Source organism: Streptomyces araujoniae (assembly GCF_050871195.1).
In the GTDB taxonomy this organism is placed as follows: Bacteria; Actinomycetota; Actinomycetes; order Streptomycetales; family Streptomycetaceae; genus Streptomyces; species Streptomyces bacillaris.
Genome location: NZ_CP194070.1, coordinates 3,354,814 through 3,375,379, shown reverse-complemented (window position 1 = coordinate 3,375,379; position 20,566 = coordinate 3,354,814). Strand labels below are relative to the sequence as shown.

19 protein-coding genes are annotated in these 20,566 nt (G+C 72.2%); 8 read left to right on the top strand and 11 right to left on the bottom strand.

Going from position 1 to position 20,566, the window contains the following annotated elements:
• Window positions 1-12: 12 nt before the first annotated feature.
• The 3 genes from wrbA to ACQ9ZG_RS14270 form a co-directional block, all read right to left on the bottom strand.
• Window positions 13-636 carry an NAD(P)H:quinone oxidoreductase gene (gene wrbA / locus ACQ9ZG_RS14280; protein WP_109916368.1) on the bottom strand — a complete coding sequence of 208 codons (624 nt, stop codon included), beginning with the start codon at window positions 634-636 and terminating at the stop codon, window positions 13-15.
• A 185-nt stretch (window positions 637-821) separates the two neighbouring features.
• Window positions 822-2,120 (bottom strand): ion channel protein, encoded by a 1,299-nt coding sequence (locus tag ACQ9ZG_RS14275; RefSeq protein WP_499280618.1) that lies wholly within the window; start codon window positions 2,118-2,120, stop codon window positions 822-824.
• Between the two features lie 323 nt (window positions 2,121-2,443).
• Window positions 2,444-2,809: a YbjQ family protein gene (locus ACQ9ZG_RS14270; RefSeq protein WP_018489367.1), complete on the bottom strand. Its 366-nt coding sequence runs from the start codon at window positions 2,807-2,809 to the stop codon at window positions 2,444-2,446.
• Window positions 2,810-2,960: 151 nt separating this feature from the next.
• Here ACQ9ZG_RS14270 and ACQ9ZG_RS14265 point away from each other — a divergent pair, with 151 nt between their 5' ends.
• A complete protein-coding gene (locus ACQ9ZG_RS14265; protein ID WP_499280617.1) occupies window positions 2,961-3,671 on the top strand; it encodes a DedA family protein in 711 nt (236 codons plus the stop codon).
• 124 nt (window positions 3,672-3,795) lie between these two features.
• Here the strand turns inward: ACQ9ZG_RS14265 and ACQ9ZG_RS14260 are convergent, their stop codons facing one another.
• Window positions 3,796-5,499, bottom strand: a complete 1,704-nt coding sequence (locus tag ACQ9ZG_RS14260; protein ID WP_028416107.1) for a threonine/serine exporter family protein — start codon at window positions 5,497-5,499, stop codon at window positions 3,796-3,798.
• Between the two features lie 176 nt (window positions 5,500-5,675).
• On the bottom strand, window positions 5,676-6,170 hold the full coding sequence (locus tag ACQ9ZG_RS14255) for an inorganic diphosphatase (RefSeq protein WP_018489364.1): 495 nt from the start codon (window positions 6,168-6,170) through the stop codon (window positions 5,676-5,678).
• Between the two features lie 86 nt (window positions 6,171-6,256).
• Between ACQ9ZG_RS14255 and dacB the strand changes: the two genes are divergently transcribed.
• The 6 genes from dacB to folE all read left to right on the top strand — a co-directional run bounded on the left by dacB (window position 6,257) and on the right by folE (window position 13,961).
• Complete coding sequence (dacB, locus tag ACQ9ZG_RS14250) at window positions 6,257-7,741, top strand: D-alanyl-D-alanine carboxypeptidase/D-alanyl-D-alanine endopeptidase (protein ID WP_499280615.1); 1,485 nt, start codon at window positions 6,257-6,259, stop codon at window positions 7,739-7,741.
• 93 nt (window positions 7,742-7,834) lie between these two features.
• Window positions 7,835-8,971, top strand: coding sequence for a zinc-dependent metalloprotease (locus tag ACQ9ZG_RS14245; protein ID WP_032754581.1), 1,137 nt, complete (start codon window positions 7,835-7,837; stop codon window positions 8,969-8,971).
• A 187-nt stretch (window positions 8,972-9,158) separates the two neighbouring features.
• On the top strand, window positions 9,159-10,301 hold the full coding sequence (gene tilS, locus ACQ9ZG_RS14240; protein ID WP_028416110.1) for a tRNA lysidine(34) synthetase TilS: 1,143 nt from the start codon (window positions 9,159-9,161) through the stop codon (window positions 10,299-10,301).
• A gap of 102 nt (window positions 10,302-10,403) precedes the next feature.
• Window positions 10,404-10,943, top strand: a complete 540-nt coding sequence (gene hpt, locus ACQ9ZG_RS14235) for a hypoxanthine phosphoribosyltransferase (protein ID WP_032754715.1) — start codon at window positions 10,404-10,406, stop codon at window positions 10,941-10,943.
• A gap of 186 nt (window positions 10,944-11,129) precedes the next feature.
• Entirely contained in the window at window positions 11,130-13,190 is a 2,061-nt protein-coding gene (ftsH, locus tag ACQ9ZG_RS14230) for an ATP-dependent zinc metalloprotease FtsH (RefSeq protein ID WP_028416111.1), read from the top strand.
• A gap of 165 nt (window positions 13,191-13,355) precedes the next feature.
• Window positions 13,356-13,961 carry a GTP cyclohydrolase I FolE gene (gene folE, locus ACQ9ZG_RS14225; RefSeq protein ID WP_018489358.1) on the top strand — a complete coding sequence of 202 codons (606 nt, stop codon included), beginning with the start codon at window positions 13,356-13,358 and terminating at the stop codon, window positions 13,959-13,961.
• 54 nt (window positions 13,962-14,015) lie between these two features.
• On the opposite strand, the gene ACQ9ZG_RS14220 is transcribed toward folE, so the two are convergent.
• The 3 genes from ACQ9ZG_RS14220 to folB all read right to left on the bottom strand — a co-directional run bounded on the left by ACQ9ZG_RS14220 (window position 14,016) and on the right by folB (window position 15,557).
• Entirely contained in the window at window positions 14,016-14,507 is a 492-nt protein-coding gene (locus ACQ9ZG_RS14220; RefSeq protein WP_026237768.1) for a DUF3180 domain-containing protein, read from the bottom strand.
• A gap of 82 nt (window positions 14,508-14,589) precedes the next feature.
• A complete protein-coding gene (gene folK, locus ACQ9ZG_RS14215) occupies window positions 14,590-15,201 on the bottom strand; it encodes a 2-amino-4-hydroxy-6-hydroxymethyldihydropteridine diphosphokinase (RefSeq protein ID WP_018489356.1) in 612 nt (203 codons plus the stop codon).
• Window positions 15,198-15,557, bottom strand: coding sequence for a dihydroneopterin aldolase (folB, locus tag ACQ9ZG_RS14210; RefSeq protein ID WP_019762424.1), 360 nt, complete (start codon window positions 15,555-15,557; stop codon window positions 15,198-15,200). Before folB ends, folK begins: the two co-directional genes overlap by 4 nt.
• Before the next feature lie 284 nt (window positions 15,558-15,841).
• On the opposite strand from folB, the gene ACQ9ZG_RS14205 reads away from it, so the two are divergent.
• A complete protein-coding gene (locus ACQ9ZG_RS14205) occupies window positions 15,842-17,290 on the top strand; it encodes a DUF7927 domain-containing protein (RefSeq protein ID WP_499280613.1) in 1,449 nt (482 codons plus the stop codon).
• 16 nt (window positions 17,291-17,306) lie between these two features.
• Here ACQ9ZG_RS14205 and ACQ9ZG_RS14200 read toward each other — a convergent pair whose 3' ends face one another.
• The 3 genes from ACQ9ZG_RS14200 to ACQ9ZG_RS14190 are packed head-to-tail and all read right to left on the bottom strand — an operon-like array spanning window position 17,307 to window position 20,494.
• Entirely contained in the window at window positions 17,307-17,780 is a 474-nt protein-coding gene (locus tag ACQ9ZG_RS14200; protein ID WP_109914214.1) for a nuclear transport factor 2 family protein, read from the bottom strand.
• Window positions 17,777-18,637, bottom strand: a complete 861-nt coding sequence (gene folP / locus ACQ9ZG_RS14195) for a dihydropteroate synthase (protein WP_499280611.1) — start codon at window positions 18,635-18,637, stop codon at window positions 17,777-17,779. The genes ACQ9ZG_RS14200 and folP overlap by 4 nt, the downstream gene beginning before the upstream one ends.
• 33 nt (window positions 18,638-18,670) lie before the next feature.
• Complete coding sequence (locus tag ACQ9ZG_RS14190; RefSeq protein WP_109916833.1) at window positions 18,671-20,494, bottom strand: phosphatidylglycerol lysyltransferase domain-containing protein; 1,824 nt, start codon at window positions 20,492-20,494, stop codon at window positions 18,671-18,673.
• Window positions 20,495-20,566: the final 72 nt, after the last annotated feature.

Genomic DNA, 20,566 nt, shown 5'->3' with positions numbered 1-20,566 from the left:
GGCTTCGGTTTCTCAGCTCTCGGCGGCGAGCCCGGCCTTCAGGGCCCGGGTGAACTTCACGACGCGCTCCGCCTGCACCCGGGCGGCGGTGAGCGTCACGTCACCGACCGGGATGTCGCCCTGGCCGGACACGTGCGAGGTGCCGTACGGATTGCCGTCGACGAACTTCGACGGGTCGGTGTACCCGGGGGCGACGAGGATGCCGCCGAAGTGGTGGATCGTGTTGTAGAGCGCGAGCAGCGTGGACTCCTGGCCGCCGTGGGCGGTGGAGCTGGCGGTGAAGCCGCTGTAGACCTTGTCGGCCAGCTGCCCGGACTGCCAGAGCCCGCCGAGCGTGTCGATGAACTGCTTGAGCTGCGCGGTGACGTTCCCGTACCGGGTCGGCGTACCGAAGACCACCGCGTCCGCCCAGACCATGTCGTCCGGCGAGACCTCGGGGACGGAGGCGGTCGCCTCGGCGTTGGCGGCCCAGGCCGGGTTGGAGTCGATGGCCTCCTGCGGGGCGAGTTCCGCCGCCTTGCGCAGCCGCACCCGCGCCCCGGCACGCTCGGCGTCCTCGGCGATGGCCCGGGCGATCGTGGCGATGGTGCCGGTGGACGAGTAGTAGATGACGGCGACGTTGACGGGCGTGGACATGCGGGGACCTCCGTCGGAACAGCGACAGCGCTGCATATGCGCACATTTCGGTACGCATCAGACGATACGGAGGTTCGCGAGGTCCGGCGCGCCGGACGGAGCCACCCGCTCCCGTACGCGTACGCCTTCCCCTTCCGTACGCGTACGCCTTCGATTCCCGGTACGCGTACGGGGGCCGGGAAGCCTCACCGCAGCGCCCGGCCCTCCCGGTCCAGCTGCATCTGGGCCCGCCCGGTCACCAGCAGCCAGGCCGGCAGGGTGGCGGCGCAGAGCAACGGCAGCACGGACGCGTCGCTGACCATCACCGCCGCAGTGAACAGGCTCACCCACCCCTGCCGGGTCACCGCGAGCAGCACGCCCAGCACCCCGCAGGAGACGGCGAGCGCCGGCGGCACGGCGTCGACCAGGGCGTGGGCGCAGAGTCCGAGCGCCACGCCCGCGAAAACCGCCGGGAAGATCCGCCCGCCCCGGAAACCGCAGGCCGCCGCGACCACCACGGCGGCCATCTTCACCACCGCCATCACCGCGAACTCGCCGGCCGACCACCCGTCCGGGTCCCCGGCGATCTCCTTGACCTCGTCCAGCCCCTTGAAGAGGGTGAGATGGCCGCCCAGCGCCCCGAGCAGCCCCAGCCCCAGCCCGCCGAGCGTCAGCGCGAGCACCGGGTACCGCAGCGCCCGGAAGGCCCGGTGCGCCCACGGGAACGCGTACACCGCCAGCAGGCCGAGCACCGCGCCCGCCGAGGCGATCAGCAGGGCGGCGAGGAGGTCGCCCCAGTGCGGGCCCGAGTAGGCGGGGAGCGAGAGGTCGAAGCTGGGCTCCGCGATCAGCGACATGGTCAGCGCACCGGCCGTACCGGAGGCGAGCGGGGCGAAGAGCCGGTCCCAGAACGCCCCGGGGCCCGGCTGCGAGGCCAGCGTCTCGGAGAGGATCAGCGCGGCGGCGACCGGTGTGCCGAAGAGCGCCCCGATCGTCCCGGCCGCCGCGAGCGCCACCCACAGCTCGGCCGGTGCGCCGGGCGCGGCCCGCCGGCCGAGCCAGTAGGCGAGCGCGATGTTGGCGGCGGTGATCGGGTTCTCCGGCCCGAGGCTCACCCCGCCCGCCAGCGCGAGCACGGTCACCAGGAGCAGCCCGGGGACGATGCCCGGCCGCATCGGGGCGTCCACCAGCCCGGTGGTGGCCGGGTCGGGTCCGCCGTGCCCGGGGACCGCCCGCAGGACCAGGCCCACCGCGAGACCGGTCGCGGTGAGCATGACGATCATCCAGAGCGAGGAGAACCGCCCCACGCCGAGCGCGTCGGGCAGGGTCTCCCAGAGCACGTCCTGCAGCTGCTCGGCCAGCAGGCTGACCCCCAGCAGGATCAGCGCGCAGACCACGCCGACGGCGACGGCGGGCAGTACGAGCAGCGCCAGCCGCCGGGAGGGGGCGGCGGCGGGGTGCGGGGCGGCGGGGGACGGGGGCGCGGAGGGTTCAGAGGCAGCCACCGGCTCACCATAGATTCACAAGGTTCGCGAAACGGGCATCACGCCTTCATGGCGGCCCGGATGGCGCCACCCCTGCCGAGCCGCTCCCGGCCGCCGTCACGCCGAGCGGCTCCTGGCCGCTGTCACGTTGAGCGCTCCGCGCCGCCGTCATGCCGAACCGCGCCCCGCTGCCTCACGCCGAGCGTTCCCGGCAACCGTCACGCCGACCCGCGCCCCACCGTCACGCCGAACGTTCCCCGCCACCGTCACGCCGAGCCGCGCCCGGCCGTCACGCCGAGCCGCGCCCGGCCGTCACGCCGAGCGGCTCCCGCCCCCCGGGGGCGTCACACCTTGCTGATCACCGCCGCCGTCCCGTACGCGCAGACCTCCGTCCCCACGTCCGCCGCCTCCGTGACGTCGAACCGCATCATCAGCACCGCGTTGGCGCCCCGCGCCCGCGCCTGCTCCACCAGCCGCTCCATCGCCTGGTTGCGGGTCTCGACCAGGGTCTTGGTCAGACCCTTCAGTTCGCCGCCGATCATCGACTTCAGCCCGGCGCCGATCTGGCTCCCGAGGTGGCGCGACCGCACGGTCAGTCCGAAGACCTCGCCGATGATCTGCGTCACCTGGTAGCCGGGTACGTCATTGGTGGTGACGACCAGCACGTCCGCCTGGGCGGTCTGCCCGCCGCCGAATTCCTCAATGCCCATGTTTGTGGCACCTCCTGGGATCAGCTTCCGCCCGCTTCGCAGGATGCGCATTCCCGCTGTGCGCCACTGGAACCCAGGGCGTTCACCGGGCGTTGGTAGCTTGGGTTGCTACGCAGCCGCCATCGCACACATCATCCTGGAGCCCGGACCCTTGAATACGCTTGCGCTCGGCCCGAGCTGGCTGGACCCGGACTATCTGCTCAACACGTTCGGCCTCCCCGGCCTCCTTCTCATCGTCTTCGCCGAGTCCGGACTCCTGATCGGCTTCTTCCTGCCCGGCGACTCCCTGCTCTTCACCACGGGGCTGCTGGTCACCACCGGACAGCTGAAGTACCCGCTCTGGCTCGTCTGCACCCTGATCGCCATCGCCGCGATCCTCGGCGACCAGGTCGGCTATCTCTTCGGCCGCAAGGTCGGTCCGTCCCTCTTCAAGCGCCCGGACTCCCGCCTCTTCAAGCAGGAGAACGTGGAGAAGGCCCACGTCTTCTTCGAGAAGCACGGCCCGAAGTCCCTGGTCCTGGCCCGCTTCGTGCCCATCGTGCGTACGTTCACGCCGATCATCGCGGGCGTCTCCCGGATGAACTACCGCCTCTTCGTGATCTACAACATCGTGGGCGCGCTGCTCTGGGGCGTGGGCGTCACGGTGCTCGGCGCGATGCTCGGCAAGATCGACTTCGTGCACGAGCACATCGAGAAGATCCTCATCCTGATCGTGCTGCTCTCCGTGCTGCCGATCGTGGTCGAGGTCCTGAAGGCCCGCAGCCAGAGCAAGAAGGCCGCGGCGGCCGAGGCCCTGGCGGGCGGCCCCGACGGCCCGCCGGCCCCCCCGGCCACCGGCCGCGGCCGCCACGCCAAGCGCTGACCCTCCTGGCGTCCGTTCCCGCAGGAGATCCGTACACGCAGCAGAGGAGCCCCTCCCCGCACCGGGGAGGGGCTCCTCCCGTACGGCCACGGGCCACCGGCCCGGTCCCGTACGGACGAAGGGGTCAGAACCCCCGGGTCCGCTTCGCCGCCCGACGGCGCTCCCCGCCGACCGACCCCGGCGCCCCCATGAACAGCCGGGAGATCTCGCTCCCCAGGTTCACCCCGATCGCGATGGCCAGCGCGGTCGCGACCGCCGTCGACAGCGAGGTCAGCCCCCGGGTCACATCGTTCTGGGCCACGCCCAGCAGACCGAAGTACGTCGCCGAACCGGGCAGCAGCGGACCGATCGCCGCCGTGATGTACGGCAGCGAGGAGGTGAACCGGTAGCGCGAGAACAGCTGGCCGAACAGGCCCACCAGACCGGCCGCCACCGCCGTCGCCGCGACCGGCGAGATCCCCCCGGTCCGGGCCATCGCCCCGAAGATGATCCAGGCCACCCCGCCGTTCAGGGTCACCGCCAGCACCGTCGAGCGCTCCTGCTGGAGCAGGACCGCGAAGGCCAGGCTCAGCCCCATCGCGGCCAGAATCTGCAGCGCCGGCTCGTTGTACGGCGTGAACTGCGCCTCCGGGTTGAGCTGGGCGCCCAGCTGCACCCCCAGGTACAGGACGATCAGCACGCCCGCGACGATCCCGATGAAGAAGTACATGACCTCCAGCAGCCGGGCCGCGGCGGTGATGTAGTAGCCGGTCAGCCCGTCCTGCACCCCCGCCACCAGGGCCCGCCCGGGCAGCAGCGCGAACAGCCCACCGGTGATCACCGCTGAGGGCCGGACGTCCGTGGAGTGGGTCAGCGTCAGCGCCACCCCCAGCGCGGCGGGCGGCATCGCGGCCACCGTGAACTGGTAGAACTCCGGCAGCCCGCGCCCGGCGCACAGCCACGCCAGCCGGTCGCCCAGCATCGCGCCCGCCGCCGCCACGAGGAAGACCAGCACGCCGCCGCCGACCAGCACGGAGGCCGAACCGGCCAGCAGCCCGGCGGCGGCCGTCAGCACCCAGCCGGGGTACGGGTGCCGGTTCCTGCGGATCTCCGCCAGCCGCCGGTAGGCCTCCTCCAGGGAGATCTCGGTGTCCTCGCTGGTGATGTCGTCCACCAGCCGGAAGACCGCCGCCAGCCGGGTGTAGTCGGTGCCCCGGCGGCGTACGGTACGGCTCGCCGTCACCGGGTCGTCGACCAGCGACGGCTGGTGCGAGATGGACAGCAGCGTGAAGGTGACCGTCGGCTCGCTGCGGTCCAGCCCGTACGAACGGGTCACCGCGAACATCGCCGCCTCGACGTCCTCGGCCCCCTCGCCGCCCGCCAGCAGCAACTCCCCGATACGGAGCGTCAGGTCGAGCACGCGCGGCACGGCGGGGCCCGTGTCGTCGTCCGTGCGCTGGATCGACTCCGGGGCCGGGCGCTCGGTCACCGGCATCCGCAGCATCGTGCGCATCCGGTCCTGCCAGGGCGCCTCCTTGGTCAGCTTGACCATCGGAATGCCCTGCGCCGGGGTGAACGCGGGCGGCGCCTGCTGGGCCCGGTAGGTCTTCGGCGGGGTGAAAGCGGAACTCAGCGTGTCGGAGGGGGAGCCGCCCCCGGACCCGCCGCCGGAACCCTGCGTACCACCCGGCTCGGGGTGCACCCCGGTCGGGATCGCGAACTCCGACGTCGGATGGTCCTCCTCGGGCGGCGGCACCGGCTGCATGGTCCCGGCAGGCGGGGCGAAAGCGCTCCGTGCCTCGTCGGACTGGGGCTTCTGGTCCTCCGGACCGCCCGATTCCGCCACCACTCGACCTCGCTCCTCCTCGGCTGCTCCTCCGGGCGCACGTCTGCCCAGTATGGCCACGGACATGGCCACCGCATGACGGGCGGGGGCGGACACGGGAACGGGCGGCACACCCGTGAAGGTGTGCCGCCCGTTCCCGTACGGCCGTCCGGCTCACAAACGGAACCGGAAGAGGGACGTCAGTGCTTGCCGCCCTGGGCCTCAAGACGCTTGTACGAGGCCTCGATCTCGGCCTCCGCCTCGGCGCGGCCGACCCAGTCGGCGCCCTCGACGGACTTGCCGGGCTCCAGGTCCTTGTAGACCTCGAAGAAGTGCTGGATCTCCAGACGGTCGAACTCCGACACGTGGTGGATGTCGCGCAGGTGCTCCACACGCGGGTCGGACGCCGGGACGCAGAGCAGCTTGTCGTCGCCGCCGGCCTCGTCCGTCATCCGGAACATGCCGATGGCGCGGCAGGTGATGAGGCAGCCGGGGAAGGTCGGCTCGTCCAGGATGACCAGCGCGTCCAGCGGGTCGCCGTCCTCGCCGAGGGTGTTCTCGACGAAGCCGTAGTCGGCCGGGTAGCTGGTCGAGGTGAAGAGTCGACGGTCCAGGCGGATCCGACCGGTCTCGTGGTCCACCTCGTACTTGTTCCGCGAACCCTTCGGGATCTCGATGGTGACGTCGAACTCCACGGGTGGCTCCTCCATGATCAACACATACGACTGGTGGTTAAGTGTCCCCCACGCAGAAGAGTGCTCGCGAAAGGGGCTGGTCAACGGTGGCCGAGCCGGTGGAAGAACCGTCGAACCGCCCGTCGGACCCGTGGGGCCGGATCAAGAACCTGAAGAGCAAGCGCAACGGGTCCAACACCTGGCAGGTCGTCGCAGGCTCCGCCGTGCTCGGCCTGGTCGTGGCCACCGGCGCCGTCCTCGCCGCCGGTCCCTGGGACAACGGTCAGCGTAAGGCCGAGCGGCAGCTCGCAGCCGCCGAGCACCCCACAGGTGGCGTACATCACGGTCGCAGGCTCCCCGGCGCCCCCGAACCGGCCCCCAGCGCCCCCGCCGTCCTGGGCGCGCTCGACACCGTCACCCGTTCCGCCCCGCAGGATCCCGCGAGTCTGCGCACCGCCCTCGCCCCGCTCATCGGCGCACCCGAACTCGGCACCCGGGTCGCCGCCTCCGTCGTCGACGCCGCCACCGGCGAGCAGCTGTACGGGCGCGGCGCGGCCACCCCGATGACCCCGGCCTCCACCGTCAAGATCGCCACCGCCACCGCCGCGCTCTCCGCCCTCGGCCCGGACCACCGCATCGCCACCACCGTCCGGCTCTCCGAGGACGGCCGCACCCTCACCCTCGTCGGCGGCGGCGACCCCACCCTGGACACCGCCGCCCTGCGCTCCCTGGCCACCGCCGCCGCCAAGGCCCTGGGCGGGGACGGCGAGGACCCCGTACGGCTCGCCTACGACACCTCCCGCTACACCGGGCCCGTACGCCACCCCATCGGGAAGAACCCCAACATCGCGCCGGTCACCGCCCTGATGGTCGACGAGGGCCGGCTCGACGATAGCGACCGCGGGCCCGCCGACCGCAGCAAGGACCCGGCCGGGGACGCCGCCCGCGCCTTCGCCGCCGAGCTGACGGCGGCGGGCGTCACGGTCGGGGGCGAGCCCCGCGCGGCCCGCCCGGCCGCCGGGTCCCGTACCGTCGCCACCCACCACTCCGCCCCGCTCTCCGCCCTCGTCGAGCGCACCCTCACCAACAGCGACAACGACATCGCCGAGGCCCTCGCCCGGCAGACCGCCATCGCCAAGGGGGAGAGCGCCGACTTCGCGGGCGCCCGCCGGGCCGTCACCACCGAGCTGAAGAAGCTCCAGGTGCCGACCGCCGGAGCCCGCCTCGCGGACGGCAGCGGACTCGACCGCGAGGGCCGGGTCACCCCGGCCCTCCTCACCACCCTCCTCGCCCGCGCCGCCGACCCCGAGCGGCCCGGACTGCGCCCCGTCCTCACCGGTCTCCCCGTCGCCGGTTTCACCGGCACCCTCAGCACCCGCTACCAGGACGGCACCGGCACGCCCGGCCTGATCCGCGCCAAGACCGGCACCCTCACCGGCGTCAACTCGCTCGCCGGAACCGTCGTCGACCCGCAGGGCCGGCTGCTCGCCTTCGCCTTCCTCGCCTCCGGCTCCACCGCGCCCGCCGACGCCGAGGCCTCCCTCGACGCCCTGGCCGCGGCACTCACCGGCGCGGGAGGAGCGGCGGGCTGAGGCAGGACGATCACGGGTGCCGGGGAGCCCCCGGCACCCGAAGAGCCGTCCAACACCCCACCACCGGGCGACCCCCTCACGTACGGTTGACGCATGACGAGCATCGGTGGTGCAGGGATGGTCGACTGGAACCTCGCGGTCGCGACCGCGACCCGACTGGTCCGGCCCGGACCCGAGATCAGCCGCGAGGACGCCCGAGCCGTCGTCGCGGAGCTGCGTCGGCACGCCAAGGCCTCCGAGGAGCACGTCCGCGCCTTCACCCGGATGATCCCCGAGGGGACCGAACCGGAGGACACCCCCGTCCTGGTCGTCGACCGGGCGGGCTGGATCAAGGCCAACGTGGCGGGCTTCCGCGAACTGCTCCGCCCGCTGCTCGCCAAGATGGAGAGCCGTCGCCCCGGCGGACCCGGCGGTGCCGTTGTCGGCGCGGTCGGCGGCAAGGTCACCGGCGTCGAGCTGGGCATGCTGCTCTCGTTCCTCGCCTCCCGGATCCTCGGCCAGTACGAGACCTTCGCCCCCGCCACCCGGGAGCTGCCCGGCTCCGCCGAGGGCGGCGGACGGCTGCTCCTGGTCGCCCCGAACATCGTCCACGTCGAGCGGGAACTCGACGTCGACCCGCACGACTTCCGGCTCTGGGTCGCCCTCCACGAGGAGACCCACCGCACCCAGTTCACCGGCGTCCCCTGGCTCCGCGACCACCTCCGGGGCGAGATCCAGACGTTTCTCGACGAGACGGACGTCGACCCGATGACCTTCCTGGAGCGGCTCCGCGAGGCCGCCCAGTCCCTCTCCGGCGCGGGCCGCCCCGAGGGCGAGAAGGGCGAGGACGGCGGACGCAGCCTCGTCGACGTCGTACAGACCCCCGCCCAGCGCGAGGTCCTCGGCCGCCTCACCGCCGTCATGTCCCTCCTCGAAGGCCACGCGGACTACGTGATGGACGGCGTCGGCCCCGAGGTCGTCGGATCCGTGGCCGAGATCCGCGAGAAGTTCCAGAAGCGCCGCGCCCAGGGCGCCGGCCGACTCGACCAGGCGCTGCGCAAGCTGCTCGGCCTGGACGCCAAGCTCCGCCAGTACAAGGACGGCGAGAAGTTCGTACGATCGGTCGTCGACGAGGTCGGCATGGACGGCTTCAACCGCGTCTGGACCTCGCCCAACACCCTCCCCACCAAGGCGGAGATCGCCAAACCCGCGGAGTGGGTCGCAAGGGTGCACCGCAAGGCGGAATCGTGACCCTTTTCCGGCCCACGTCCGGGAATCTGCCCTCCAATCACCCATCCGAGGGACCATGAGGGCATGGGAAGGCGTGCAATGCTCGATGAACAGCTTGCCTCTGTCACCATCGACGCACTCTGAGTGACGGGACTCACGCGTTCCGGCGCTCGGCGCTCCTCCCGAAACTCCACGAAGGGCACCGGACATGGGTCCCCATCCTGCGGTCGCGGCGATACGCCTGGCGGTCCGCCGCGTACTCCACGACGTCCTCACCGAACTCCACCGCCACGACGGCCACGGCGCTTCCGCCCCGGAGCCCCGGCGCACCACCGCGTCCGTCCCGGCCCTCGCCCCCCGCTACGCCGAAGTCGGCAGCCCCGGCCTCCCCGACCGGCCGGCCCTCGCCGACGGGCCCGCCCCCTCCGGCCGGACGGCCGCCCCGCTGGTCCTCGTCGCCTGCTCCGGCGGTGCCGACTCCATGGCGCTCGCCTCGGCCCTCGCCTTCGAGGCCCGCAAGCTCGGCGTCCGGGCCGGCGGCATCACCGTCGACCACAACCTCCAGCCGGGATCCGGTCTCCGCGCCGCCGAGGTCGTCACCCGGCTCGCCGCCATGGACCTCGACCCCGTCGAGGCCGTCGCCGTGCACGTCGGACGCGAGGGCGGCCCCGAGGCCGCCGCCCGCGACGCCCGCTACGCCGCGCTGGACGCCGCCGCCGAGCGCCACGGAGCCGCCGCCGTACTCCTCGGCCACACCCGCGACGACCAGGCCGAGACCGTCCTCCTCGGCCTCGCCCGCGGCTCCGGCATCCGCTCGCTCTCCGGCATGGCCGCCGCCTCCGGACCGGCCGGCCGCTACCGCCGCCCCTTCCTCCAGCTCGACCGGCAGACCGCCCGCAAGGCCTGCCTGGTCCAGTCGATCCCCGTCTGGGACGACCCGCACAACATCGACCCCGCCTACACCCGCTCCCGCCTCCGCCACGAGGGCCTGCCCGCCCTGGAGAAGGCGCTCGGCAAGGGCGTCGTCGAAGCCCTCGCCCGGACGGCCCAGCTCTCCCGCGACGACGCCGACGCCCTCGACACCTGGGCCGCCGAGGCGGAGCGCTCCGTACGGGACGAGAGCGGCCAGCTGGAGTGCGCCAAGCTCTACGTCCTGCCGCCCGCCGTGCGCCGCCGGGTGCTGCGCCGGGCCGTCATCGAGGCCGGGGCGCCGGCCGGCTCCCTCTTCGCCCGCCATCTCGAAGAAGTCGACCGCCTGATCACCGGCTGGCGCGGCCAGCGGGCCATCAACCTGCCCGGCCGCGTCGAGGCCCGGCGGCAGGGTGGCAGACTGGTCATTCGGCAGAGCTGACGCGCGAGCGGCACAAACGCAGGCGAACAGCCGGGCCGGGCCCCGGGGGCGCACCCCCGGGGCCCGGCAGGCGAGAAAGAGACGCGGGTGAACGAGAAGGACATGGGCAGCGACCTCCAGTCGGTGCTCCTCACCAAGGAAGAGATCGACGCGAAGCTCGTCGAGCTGGCCGCGAAGATCGACGCGGAGTACGCGGGCAAGGACCTGCTGATCGTCGGCGTCCTCAAGGGCGCGGTGATGGTCATGGCGGACCTGGCGCGCGCGCTGTCCACCCCCGTCACGATGGACTGGATGGCCGTCTCCTCGTACGGGGCGGGCACCCAGTCCTCCGGTGTCGTGCGGATCCTCAAGGACCTGGACACCGACATCAAGGGCAAGCACGTCCTGATCGTCGAGGACATCATCGACTCCGGCCTGACGCTGTCCTGGCTGCTGTCCAACCTGGGCTCCCGGGAGCCGGCCTCGCTGGAGGTCTGCACCCTGCTGCGCAAGCCGGACGCCGCCAAGGTCGCCATTGACGTGAAGTGGATCGGCTTCGACATCCCCAACGAGTTCGTCGTCGGCTACGGGCTGGACTACGCGGAGAAGTACCGCAACCTCCCCTTCGTCGGAACGCTCGCCCCGCACGTCTACGGCGGCTGACCGCCGGGGAACCCTTGCGGCCCGCGAGCCGTTGAAGCTGCGAAAGCGGGTTTCTCCGCCGCACGCAGCGGTCGCGGGCCTCCATGCTGGGGTACCGTCCGAAGAGCACTCTTTTCAAGCAGAGCTTTCCCACACAGCAGCATTTACCTACGGGCAGGAGGGACGGGGCGTCTTCGCTCCGTATGGATGGACGTGAAGCGATACTTCCGTGGGCCGGTCATGTGGATCGTGCTGGCCGTCCTCGCCGTGGTCGTGTTGATGCAGGTCGTCGGCTCGTCGGGCGGCTACAAGACGGTGGACACCGCCAAGGTGATCCAGGCGATCAGCAAGGACCAGGTGGAGCAGGCCAAGCTGACCACCGGTGACGAACAAATCCTCAAGATCGAGCTGAAGAAGGGCCAGAAGCTGGCCGGCGAGTCCGGCACCAAGTTCCAGGCGAGCTACATCGGCAACCAGGGCGTCCAGCTCGCCGACACGCTCCAGCAGAAGTTCGAGGCGGGTGACATCGAGAAGGGTTACACCGTCTCGCCGTCGAAGCAGTCGCCCTTCATCTCGATCCTCCTCTCGCTGCTGCCCTTCGTCCTGATCGTCGTCGTCTTCCTGTTCCTGATGAATCAGATGCAGGGCGGCGGCTCCAAGGTCATGCAGTTCGGCAAGTCCAAGGCCAAGCTGATCACCAAGGACACCCCGAAGACGACCTTCGCCGATGTGGCCGGGTCCGAGGAGGCCGTGCAGGAGCTCCACGAGATCAAGGAGTTCCTCCAGGAGCCGGCGAAGTTCCAGGCCGTCGGCGCCAAGATCCCCAAGGGCGTCCTGCTCTACGGGCCGCCCGGTACGGGCAAGACGCTGCTCGCCCGTGCCGTCGCCGGCGAGGCCGGGGTGCCGTTCTACTCGATCTCCGGCTCCGACTTCGTCGAGATGTTCGTCGGTGTCGGTGCCTCCCGGGTCCGCGACCTCTTCGAGCAGGCCAAGGCCAACGCCCCGGCGATCGTCTTCGTGGACGAGATCGACGCCGTCGGCCGCCACCGCGGCGCCGGCATGGGCGGCGGTCACGACGAGCGCGAGCAGACGCTCAACCAGCTGCTCGTCGAGATGGACGGGTTCGACGTGAAGGGCGGGGTCATCCTGATCGCCGCCACGAACCGCCCCGACATCCTCGACCCCGCACTCCTGCGCCCGGGCCGCTTCGACCGGCAGATCGCCGTCGACCGCCCCGACATGCAGGGCCGCCTGGAGATCCTCAAGGTCCACCAGAAGGGCAAGCCCGTCGCGAAGGACGTCGACCTCGGCGCCGTCGCCCGCCGCACGCCCGGCTTCACCGGTGCCGACCTGTCGAACGTGCTGAACGAGGCCGCGCTCCTGACGGCGCGCAGTGACAAGAAGCTCATCGACAACGAGAGCCTCGACGAGGCCATCGACCGGGTCGTGGCCGGTCCGCAGAAGCGGACCCGGATCATGTCCGAGAAGGAGAAGAAGATCACCGCGTACCACGAGGGCGGACACGCCCTGGTCGCGGCGGCCTCTCCCCAGTCGGACCCGGTCCACAAGATCACGATCCTCTCCCGCGGCCGCGCCCTCGGTTACACGATGGTGCTCCCGGAGGAGGACAAGTACTCCACGACCCGCAACGAGATGCTCGACCAGCTGGCGTACATGCTGGGCGGGCGCGCGGCCGAGGAGCTGGTCTTCCACGACCCGACCACCGGCGCCGCCAACGACATCGAGAAGGCCACGGCCACGGCCCGCGCGATGGTCACGCAGTACGGCATGACGGAGCGGCTCGGCGCGATCAAGTTCGGCGGCGACAACTCGGAGCCCTTCCTGGGCCGCGAGATGGGCCACCAGCGCGACTACTCGGAAGAGGTCGCGGCGCTGGTCGACGAGGAGGTCAAGAAGCTCATCGAGACCGCCCACAACGACGCGTGGGAGATCCTCGTCGAGAACCGCGACATCCTCGACGCCCTCGTGCTCGAACTCCTGGAGAAGGAGACGCTCAACAAGGAGGAGATCGCGGAGATCTTCGCCCCGATCGTCAAGCGTCCCGCCCGCCCGGCGTGGACCGGATCCGCCCGGCGCACCCCGTCGACGCGGCCCCCGGTCCTCTCCCCGAAGGAGCTGGCCCTCACCAACGGCGCCTCCACCGCCAACGGCTCGGCCACCCCGCCGGAGATCGCCCCGACGACGGACCTCACCAAGGGCGTCACTCCCACCCCGGAGCCGCACCCCGAGGAACGCCCCGAGAGCTAGCCCCTTCCTCCCGCTCTGCTGAGACCTCCGTCACGGAGGCCCCGCCAGGCTCGGAATGGATGCCGCGCCCCCCAGGTTTTAGCCTGTGGGGGCGCGGCTTTTCCGTATGCCTGCGATGTCCACGTGCGAACCGCGCACGGGGCAGCACAGAGGAACGAGGCACAGATGACCGACCCGGTGACGCTGGACGGCCAGGGACCGATCGGCGAATTCGACGAGAAGCGGGCCGAGGCGGCCGTACGCGAACTCCTCATCGCCGTCGGCGAGGACCCGGACCGCGAAGGCCTGAGGGAGACACCGGGGCGGGTGGCGCGGGCGTACAAGGAGATATTCGCGGGCCTGTACCAGCAGCCCGAGGACGTCCTGACGACCACGTTCGACCTGGGCCACGACGAGATGGTGCTGGTCAAGGACATCGAGGTGTTCAGCACCTGCGAGCACCATCTGGTGCCGTTCAGGGGCGTCGCGCACGTCGGCTACATCCCGGCGGCCACCGGCAAGATCACCGGCCTGTCCAAGCTGGCCCGCCTGGTCGACGTCTACGCCCGCCGCCCGCAGGTCCAGGAGCGGCTGACCACCCAGATCGCCGAGTCCCTCATGGCGATCCTGGAGCCGCGCGGCGTCATCGTCGTGATCGAGTGCGAGCACATGTGCATGTCCATGCGCGGTATCCGCAAGCCCGGCGCGAAGACCCTCACCTCGGCCGTACGCGGCCAGCTCCGCGATCCCGCGACGCGCGCCGAGGCGATGAGCCTCATCATGGCGGGCTGAACCCGCCTCGTACCGCCACCGCCACCGACCACGGAGGCACGGGCCCGGACCGCTCTACGCGGCCGCCGCCCCCGTGCCGTCGTGGTCGGTGTCGCCGTTCTCGGGGAGGCGGCAGACGCGCTCCAGGAAGAAGGCGGCGGCGATGACGCCGATGCCCGCCACCACCGCCGCGCCCGCGTAGATGGCCTGGTCGCGGCGGGGCGGGACGTCGAGGAAGGAGAGCAGGAAGACGCCCGTGCCGCCGTACATCCCGGCGACCAGGGCGGTGACCAGGGCGCTCGCCTGGCCGAAGACGACCGCTCGCGCGGCCATCAGCGGTTCGACGGCCTTGGCGCCGGGGCGGCGTTCGCGCTGGGCGCGGAGGCGGGCCCGGAGGGAGAGGGCGGTGGCCAGCAGGATCACCGCGATCACGGCGAGCACGATGGAGGCGGCCAGCGGGACGCTCGGGAGCGTGCCGAGGGAGTCCCAGAGGCGGGCGCCGCCCCAGGAGAGGACGCCGGCGGCGGCGAAGAGGCCCACCAGCACCCCGAGCCGTAGTTGCTTCACCGCGTGAGCCGCCCTTCGTCGCCTGTTCGCCTGTCGCCTGGTGCCGGCTGCTGTCTCAGCTCGTGCCCGTCGAGCCTAACGATTACTCCGGCAGGCGCAGTTCCAGGTCGGCGCGGTGCTGGACGCCTTCGCGGCCGACGCCCGTGAGCAGGTCGGCGACCGGGCCGGCGCCGGGGAGCTGGGCCTCGGGGTCCATGTCGTGCCAGGGGGCGAGGACGAAGGCCCGCTCGTGGGCGCGGGGGTGGGGGAGGGTGAGCACCGGGTCGTCGGAGAGGACGTCGGCGTACGACACGATGTCGACGTCGATCGTGCGCGGGCCCCACCGCTCCTCGCGGACCCGGTCGAAGGCCTCCTCGACGGCCTGGCCGCGCTCCAGCAGGGAGGCGGGCGGCAGCGTGGTCTTCACGAGGATGACCGCGTTGAAGTAGGACGGCTGGGAGTCCGGGGCGACGCCCCAGGGCTCCGTCTCGTAGACCGGGGAGACGGCCTTGACCCGCAGGCCCGGGGTGTCCTCCAGCGCGTCCACGGCACCCTGGAGGGTCTCCAGCCGGTTGCCCAGGTTGGAGCCGAGGGCGATCACGGCCATCTTGGGGTTGGAGAGGGTGATGTCGGCGGCGTCCACCTGCTTGACGACGGCGGTGGGCACCGGCTGTACGGTCGGGTCGCTCTGCCCCTCCGTGGAAAACGCGGTCATGCTCGGCTCCGGGTGATGGTGATGGTCACGTCGTCGAAGGGGACGGTGATCGGTGCGTCCGGCTTGTGCACCACGACCTCGACCTCCTGGACCCCTTCGTGCTTCAGGCACCGCTGGGCGATGCGCTCGGCGAGCGTCTCGATCAGATCGACCGGCTCGCCCGTCACCACCTCGACGACCTCCTCGGCCACCACGCCGTAGTGCACGGTGCGGGCCAGGTCGTCGGTGGCTGCCGCGGGGCGGGTGTCGAGGCCGAGCACCAGGTCGACGATGAAGGTCTGGCCCTCTTCCCGCTCCTTGGGGAAGACGCCGTGGTGCCCACGGGCCTTGAGGCCGCGCAGCGCGACACGATCCACGCGAATCACTCCTGCTGTCGTTGGTCCAAGGGCGTCCGGCCGCGTGCGGGCGACGGGACGCTCCTTCCGAATCTACCCGCGCACACCGACAGCCCTGCTCCGTGGGGGGCCGCGGTCGGGCCCCTCCGGGGGTGATACCCGCCGGAGGGGCTGTGCACCTGTGCGAGTGAAGCCGGTCTTCACCCCGCGTACCGCGTGGGAGGCATACAGCAGTTCGGCCCGGTGCCGACGGAGGCGCGCCGACGCGCCGACGACAAGACGGAGGTCTGATGAGGCGGAATTCGATGTCTCCCGGCAGGGGGCGGTTGCTGGGTGCGGCGGTCGCTCTCGCGCTCGCGGTGACGGCGTCCGGCGGGGCGGCGGTGGCGGCGGGGCCGTCGGCGGGGTCCGGGCAGGTGACTGGGGCGGCACTCGCGGAGTGCCCGCCGGGCCCGGTGTGGGCCAACACCGGCGGCGCCGACCCGCAGCTGGTGCAGTACAGCCCCGACGGGGACGTCCTGTCCTCCGCGCCGCTCGCCCGCGACTACGGAGACATCGCCTTCGGCCCGGACGGATCGACGTTGTACGGGGTCAACTTTCCCGGGGCCGACATGACCACGCTCTACACCATCGACACCGTCACCGGTGCCGAGACGGCGTCGGTGCCGGTCACCGGGCCGCTCGACGATCTGCGGGTGTCGGAGGGGAGCTCCGCCGTCAACGGTCTGACCGCGCGGGCGGACGGCATGCTGATCGCCGGGTCCTTCGTCTCCGCGCAGATCTTCCTGATCGACCCGGCGACCGGGGTGAGCAGCCTGTACCCCGCCTCGTTCCCCGCCGGGTTCGTCTCGGCCGGTGACTTCCTGACGCTCGACGACGGGGACGTCCTGGCCTTCGCCACGGCGGCGGGTTCGGCCGCCGGCGACCCGTCGGCGGTCTTCCGCATCCATCCGGACAACACCGTCACGCAGATCGGCACCGTGCCGCAGGTCTTCGGCGGGGCCCTCTCGGGCGGCAGCGTGTACGGCTTCGGGTCGAACGGGGACATCTACCGGCTCACCGACGTGCCGACGGAGGCCTCGACCGCCCCGCTGCCCGTCACGGTGGTCGAGGCGACCGGCAACGGCTTCTACGGCGCGACGGCCGTTCAGGACGCCGGGGAGTGCCCCGAGCCCTCGTACACGGTCGAGAAGTCGGCCTCGTCCGCCGGGCCGGTGAACCCCGGCGACACCCTCACGTACACCGTGACCGTGGTCAACACCAGCACGGTGACGGTCAACGCCGACTTCACCGACGATCTGGCCGGAGTGCTGGACGACGGCCAGGTGGTGCCCGGCTCGGTCACCGCGTCGACGGGGACGGCCGCGCTCACCGGCACCTCGCTGAACTGGAGCGGTGTCCTGGCGCCGGAGGGCACCGCGACGGTGACCTACCAGGTGCGGGTGGACGACCCGGCCACCGGTGACCGGGTCCTGCGGAACACGGTCACCCCGACCTCCGAGGGCGGTACCTGTGTGGCGGAGGGCCGCTGCGCGGTCGAGGTTCCCGTCGCGGACGACTGCGACAAGCCCCACAAGCCGCATGGGAACCACAAGCCCCATGAGAACCAGAAGCCGCATGAGAACCAGGAGCCGCACGGGGCCCACACCCCCCACGCGGCCTTCAAGCCCTTCAAGCCCTTCAGCGGCGATCTCTTCGCCGGGAAGCCGCTGACCGTGCCCGGCGTCCCCGGCCTCCCGGCACGGAACCGCTGAGCCGCCGGCCATCGGGTCAGGAGGACGGCTCCTCGTCGTCCTCCTCGCCGGTCTCCGCCAGGACGGGCGAGCCGTGGTGCGACCAGAGCTTCCAGCCGTCGGGCGTGCGCCGGAACACGTTCGTGGCGACCACCAGCTGGCCGACCAGCGGGCCCAGGGCGTCGCCGTCCTCGGCGGGGCCGCCGCTGAGGATGTTCTCGGTGCAGGTCACCAGGGCGGTGTCGCCGGTCATGGCGACGCTGACGTCGGTCAGGAAGAACTGGATGTACTCGGTGTTCGCCATGATCAGCGCATAGCTGCGGAGCACGTCGCCCCGGCCCGTGAGCACCGGCCACCCCGGGTGGACGCAGGAGATGGTGAGGTCCTCGCCCGGCAGCCAGAGGCCGGAGAGGGCCTCGTGGTCGCCGCGCTCCACCGCCTCGTAGAACGCGGTGTTGGCCGCCTCCACCTCCGCGATGTCGGCGGCGGCCCGCGCGTGCTCCTCGTTCACGCGGCTCCCTCGACGGCGCGGGCGACCCGTACGGCGTCGGCGGTGGCCCCCACCTCGTGGACCCGGACCGCCCAGGCCCCGGCCCGGGCGGCGAGGGCGGAGACGGCCGCGGTCGCCGCGTCCCGTTCGCGGGCGGGCGGCGGGGTGGCGCCGGGCCCGGCCAGCACATGGCCGAGGAAGCGCTTGCGGGAGGCGGCCACCAGCAGGGGCCGGCCCAGCGCGTGCAGCTCCTCCAGGCGCGCGACGAGGGCCAGGTCGTGCGGGGCCAGCTTCGCGAAGCCGAGGCCCGGGTCGATCACCACCCGGTCCGGGTCGAGTCCGCCCGCGACCACCGCGTCCATCCGCTGCCGCAGCTCCGCGAGGACCTCGGCGACCACGTCCTCGTACACCGCGAGGCTGTTCATCGACTCGCTGAAGCCGCGCCAGTGCATCACCACGAACGGCACCCCGGCGGCGGCGACGGCCGGGATCATGTCCGGGTCCGCGAGGCCGCCGCTCACATCGTTGACCAGGACGGCCCCGGCCGCGACGGCCTGTTCCGCGACCCGGGCGCGCATGGTGTCCACGGAGACGGTGACGCCCTCGGAGGCGAGCCCCTTGACCACCGGGACGACCCGCCGCAGCTCCTCGGACTCGTCCACCCGGGTGGCGCCCGGCCGGGTCGACTCACCGCCGACGTCGACCAGGTCGGCGCCCTCGGAGACCAGGTCCAGGCCGTGCTTGACCGCGACCGTTGTGTCGAACCAGCGGCCCCCGTCGGAGAAGGAGTCGGGCGTCACGTTGACGACGCCCATGACCGCACAGCGGTCCCACTCCGGCAGCCCTCGGACCGTGCCCCGCGCGCGTGTCGTACTCATGCCACCAGCGTAGGCGCCCGTCCGGTCCGCCCGTCACGCCGCGCGTACCTCGTGCTCCTGGGCCGTACGCAGCGTGTGACCGCAGGGACGCCGGGCGCGCGAGCGGAAGGGGCGGGGCAGCGAGAAGTTGACGAACCCCTCCGCCTGCATCGCCGCGATCCCGATCCGGGGCAGGTCCCGGCTGGAGCGGAAGACCATGAAGCGCGGCTCCCAGCGCGGCCGGAACTTGGCGTTGAACTTGTACAGCGACTCGATCTGGAACCAGCGCGAGAGGAAGATCAGCAGCCCGCGCCAGCAGCGCAGCACCGGTCCCGCGCCGAGCCGCTCGCCACGGGCCAGGGCCGAGCGGAACATCGCGAAGTTCAGCGAGACCTGCCGGACGCCGAGCTTCCCGGCGGCCTGGAGCGAGGCGACGATCAGCAGCTCGTTCATACCGGGGTCGGCCGAGCGGTCGCGGCGCATCAGCTCCAGCGACATCCCGTCGCGCCCCCAGGGGACGAAGTGGAGGACCGCCTTCAGGTCGCCGTGCGGGCCGTCCTCGGAGCCGGGCAGGTGGGCGGTGGCTATCACGCAGTCGCCGTCGGCGGGGTCGCCGATCCGGCCGAGCGCCATGGAGAAGCCGCGCTCGGTGTCGGTGCCGCGCCAGTCGGCGGCGGCCCGGCGGATGCGCTCCAGCTCGGTGGCGCCGATGTCACGTGCCCGCCGGACCCGGGTCTCGTAGCCGTTGCGTTCGATGCGCCCCACCATCTGGCGGACGTTCCGCATGGCCCGCCCGGCGAGCGAGAAATCCGCGACGTCCACCACCGCCTCGTCGCCCAGCTCCAGGGCGGTGAGCCCGGTCTCGCGGGTCCAGACCTCACCGCCGCGCTCGCTGCACCCCATCACGGCCGGGGTCCAGGAGTGCGCCTTCGCCTCGTCCATGAACCGCTCGATCGCGCCCGGCCAGGCCTCCACGTCCCCGATCGGGTCCCCGCCGGCCAGCATCACCCCGGAGACGACCCGGTAGCAGACGGCGGCCTTGCCGCTGGGGGAGAAGACGACGGCCTTGTCGCGGCGGAGCGCGAAGTGGCCGAGCGAGTCCCGCCCGCCGTGGGTGGCGAGCAGCGCCCGCAGCCGGCTCTCGTCGTCCTCGGTGAGCCGGGCGGCCGGGTGCTCGGGCCGGAAGGCGAGGTAGATCGTCGTGACGGCGGTCAGCAGGCCGAGCGCGCCCAGCGAGTACGCCACGGTCCAGCTGGTCGCCCCCGCGTAGTCGACCGGCCCCTCCACGCCGAACAGGCCGTACAGCACGTGCTGGAGCCGGTCCGCGATGGACGGGTCACCGACGACCCGGCCGGGGTGGACGGAGACGATGACCAGGCCGAGCGCCAGCGAAGAGGCCCCGAGCAGCACGAAGTTGGCCAGCGCCCGCCAGCGGCTGCGTGGGTCGGGCAGCGCGCGGAACTGGTCGCGGTGGCGGATCAGGAGCGCGCAGAGCGTCAGGGAGACCAGTACGCCGACGATCGAGTGGCGGTACGCGAACTGCGCCACGGCCCCCGCCGGGAGCAGCACCACCGCCGCCCGCCAGGCCCGCCGCTTGTGCCGCTTCAGCCCGTGCGCGAGCAGGAGCAGCAGGATGCCCGCGCTCAGCGAGAGCGCGGCGGCGAACGGGCCGAGCGCCCCGGGGAGCACCTCGGCCAGGGAGTGCATCCGGCTGTGCCGGAAGCGCGGGAAGACCCCGGCCGCGACGTCGATCAGCCCGACGACGGTGCAGGCGGTGCCGACGACCGCCGGCACCGATTCGGGGCGGGGACCGCGCAGCAGCCGCCGCAGACGTGGTGGAACCGACACCGATTTATCCCCATCTACCGTGACAGACATCGCTTCCCGTGGCTCCAGATGAGATTGCAGAGATTTCTTCGGTCCGCCGGCGTGGCCCTACGGACGATGTGC

Bases quoted from the DNA above. Each gene is read 5' to 3' on its own strand.
- folK (WP_018489356.1), bottom strand. From the start codon at position 15,201: ATGACCGCGTTTTCCACGGAGGGGCAGAGCGACCCGACCGTACAGCCG.
- tilS (WP_028416110.1), top strand. From the start codon at position 9,159: ATGGGTCCCCATCCTGCGGTCGCGGCGATACGCCTGGCGGTCCGCCGC.
- ACQ9ZG_RS14245 (WP_032754581.1), top strand. From the start codon at position 7,835: ATGACGAGCATCGGTGGTGCAGGGATGGTCGACTGGAACCTCGCGGTC.
- folP (WP_499280611.1), bottom strand. From the start codon at position 18,637: ATGAGTACGACACGCGCGCGGGGCACGGTCCGAGGGCTGCCGGAGTGG.
- hpt (WP_032754715.1), top strand. From the start codon at position 10,404: ATGGGCAGCGACCTCCAGTCGGTGCTCCTCACCAAGGAAGAGATCGAC.
- wrbA (WP_109916368.1), bottom strand. From the start codon at position 636: ATGTCCACGCCCGTCAACGTCGCCGTCATCTACTACTCGTCCACCGGC.
- ACQ9ZG_RS14205 (WP_499280613.1), top strand. From the start codon at position 15,842: ATGTCTCCCGGCAGGGGGCGGTTGCTGGGTGCGGCGGTCGCTCTCGCG.
- ACQ9ZG_RS14270 (WP_018489367.1), bottom strand. From the start codon at position 2,809: ATGGGCATTGAGGAATTCGGCGGCGGGCAGACCGCCCAGGCGGACGTG.
- ftsH (WP_028416111.1), top strand. From the start codon at position 11,130: ATGGACGTGAAGCGATACTTCCGTGGGCCGGTCATGTGGATCGTGCTG.
- folE (WP_018489358.1), top strand. From the start codon at position 13,356: ATGACCGACCCGGTGACGCTGGACGGCCAGGGACCGATCGGCGAATTC.
- ACQ9ZG_RS14190 (WP_109916833.1), bottom strand. From the start codon at position 20,494: ATGTCTGTCACGGTAGATGGGGATAAATCGGTGTCGGTTCCACCACGT.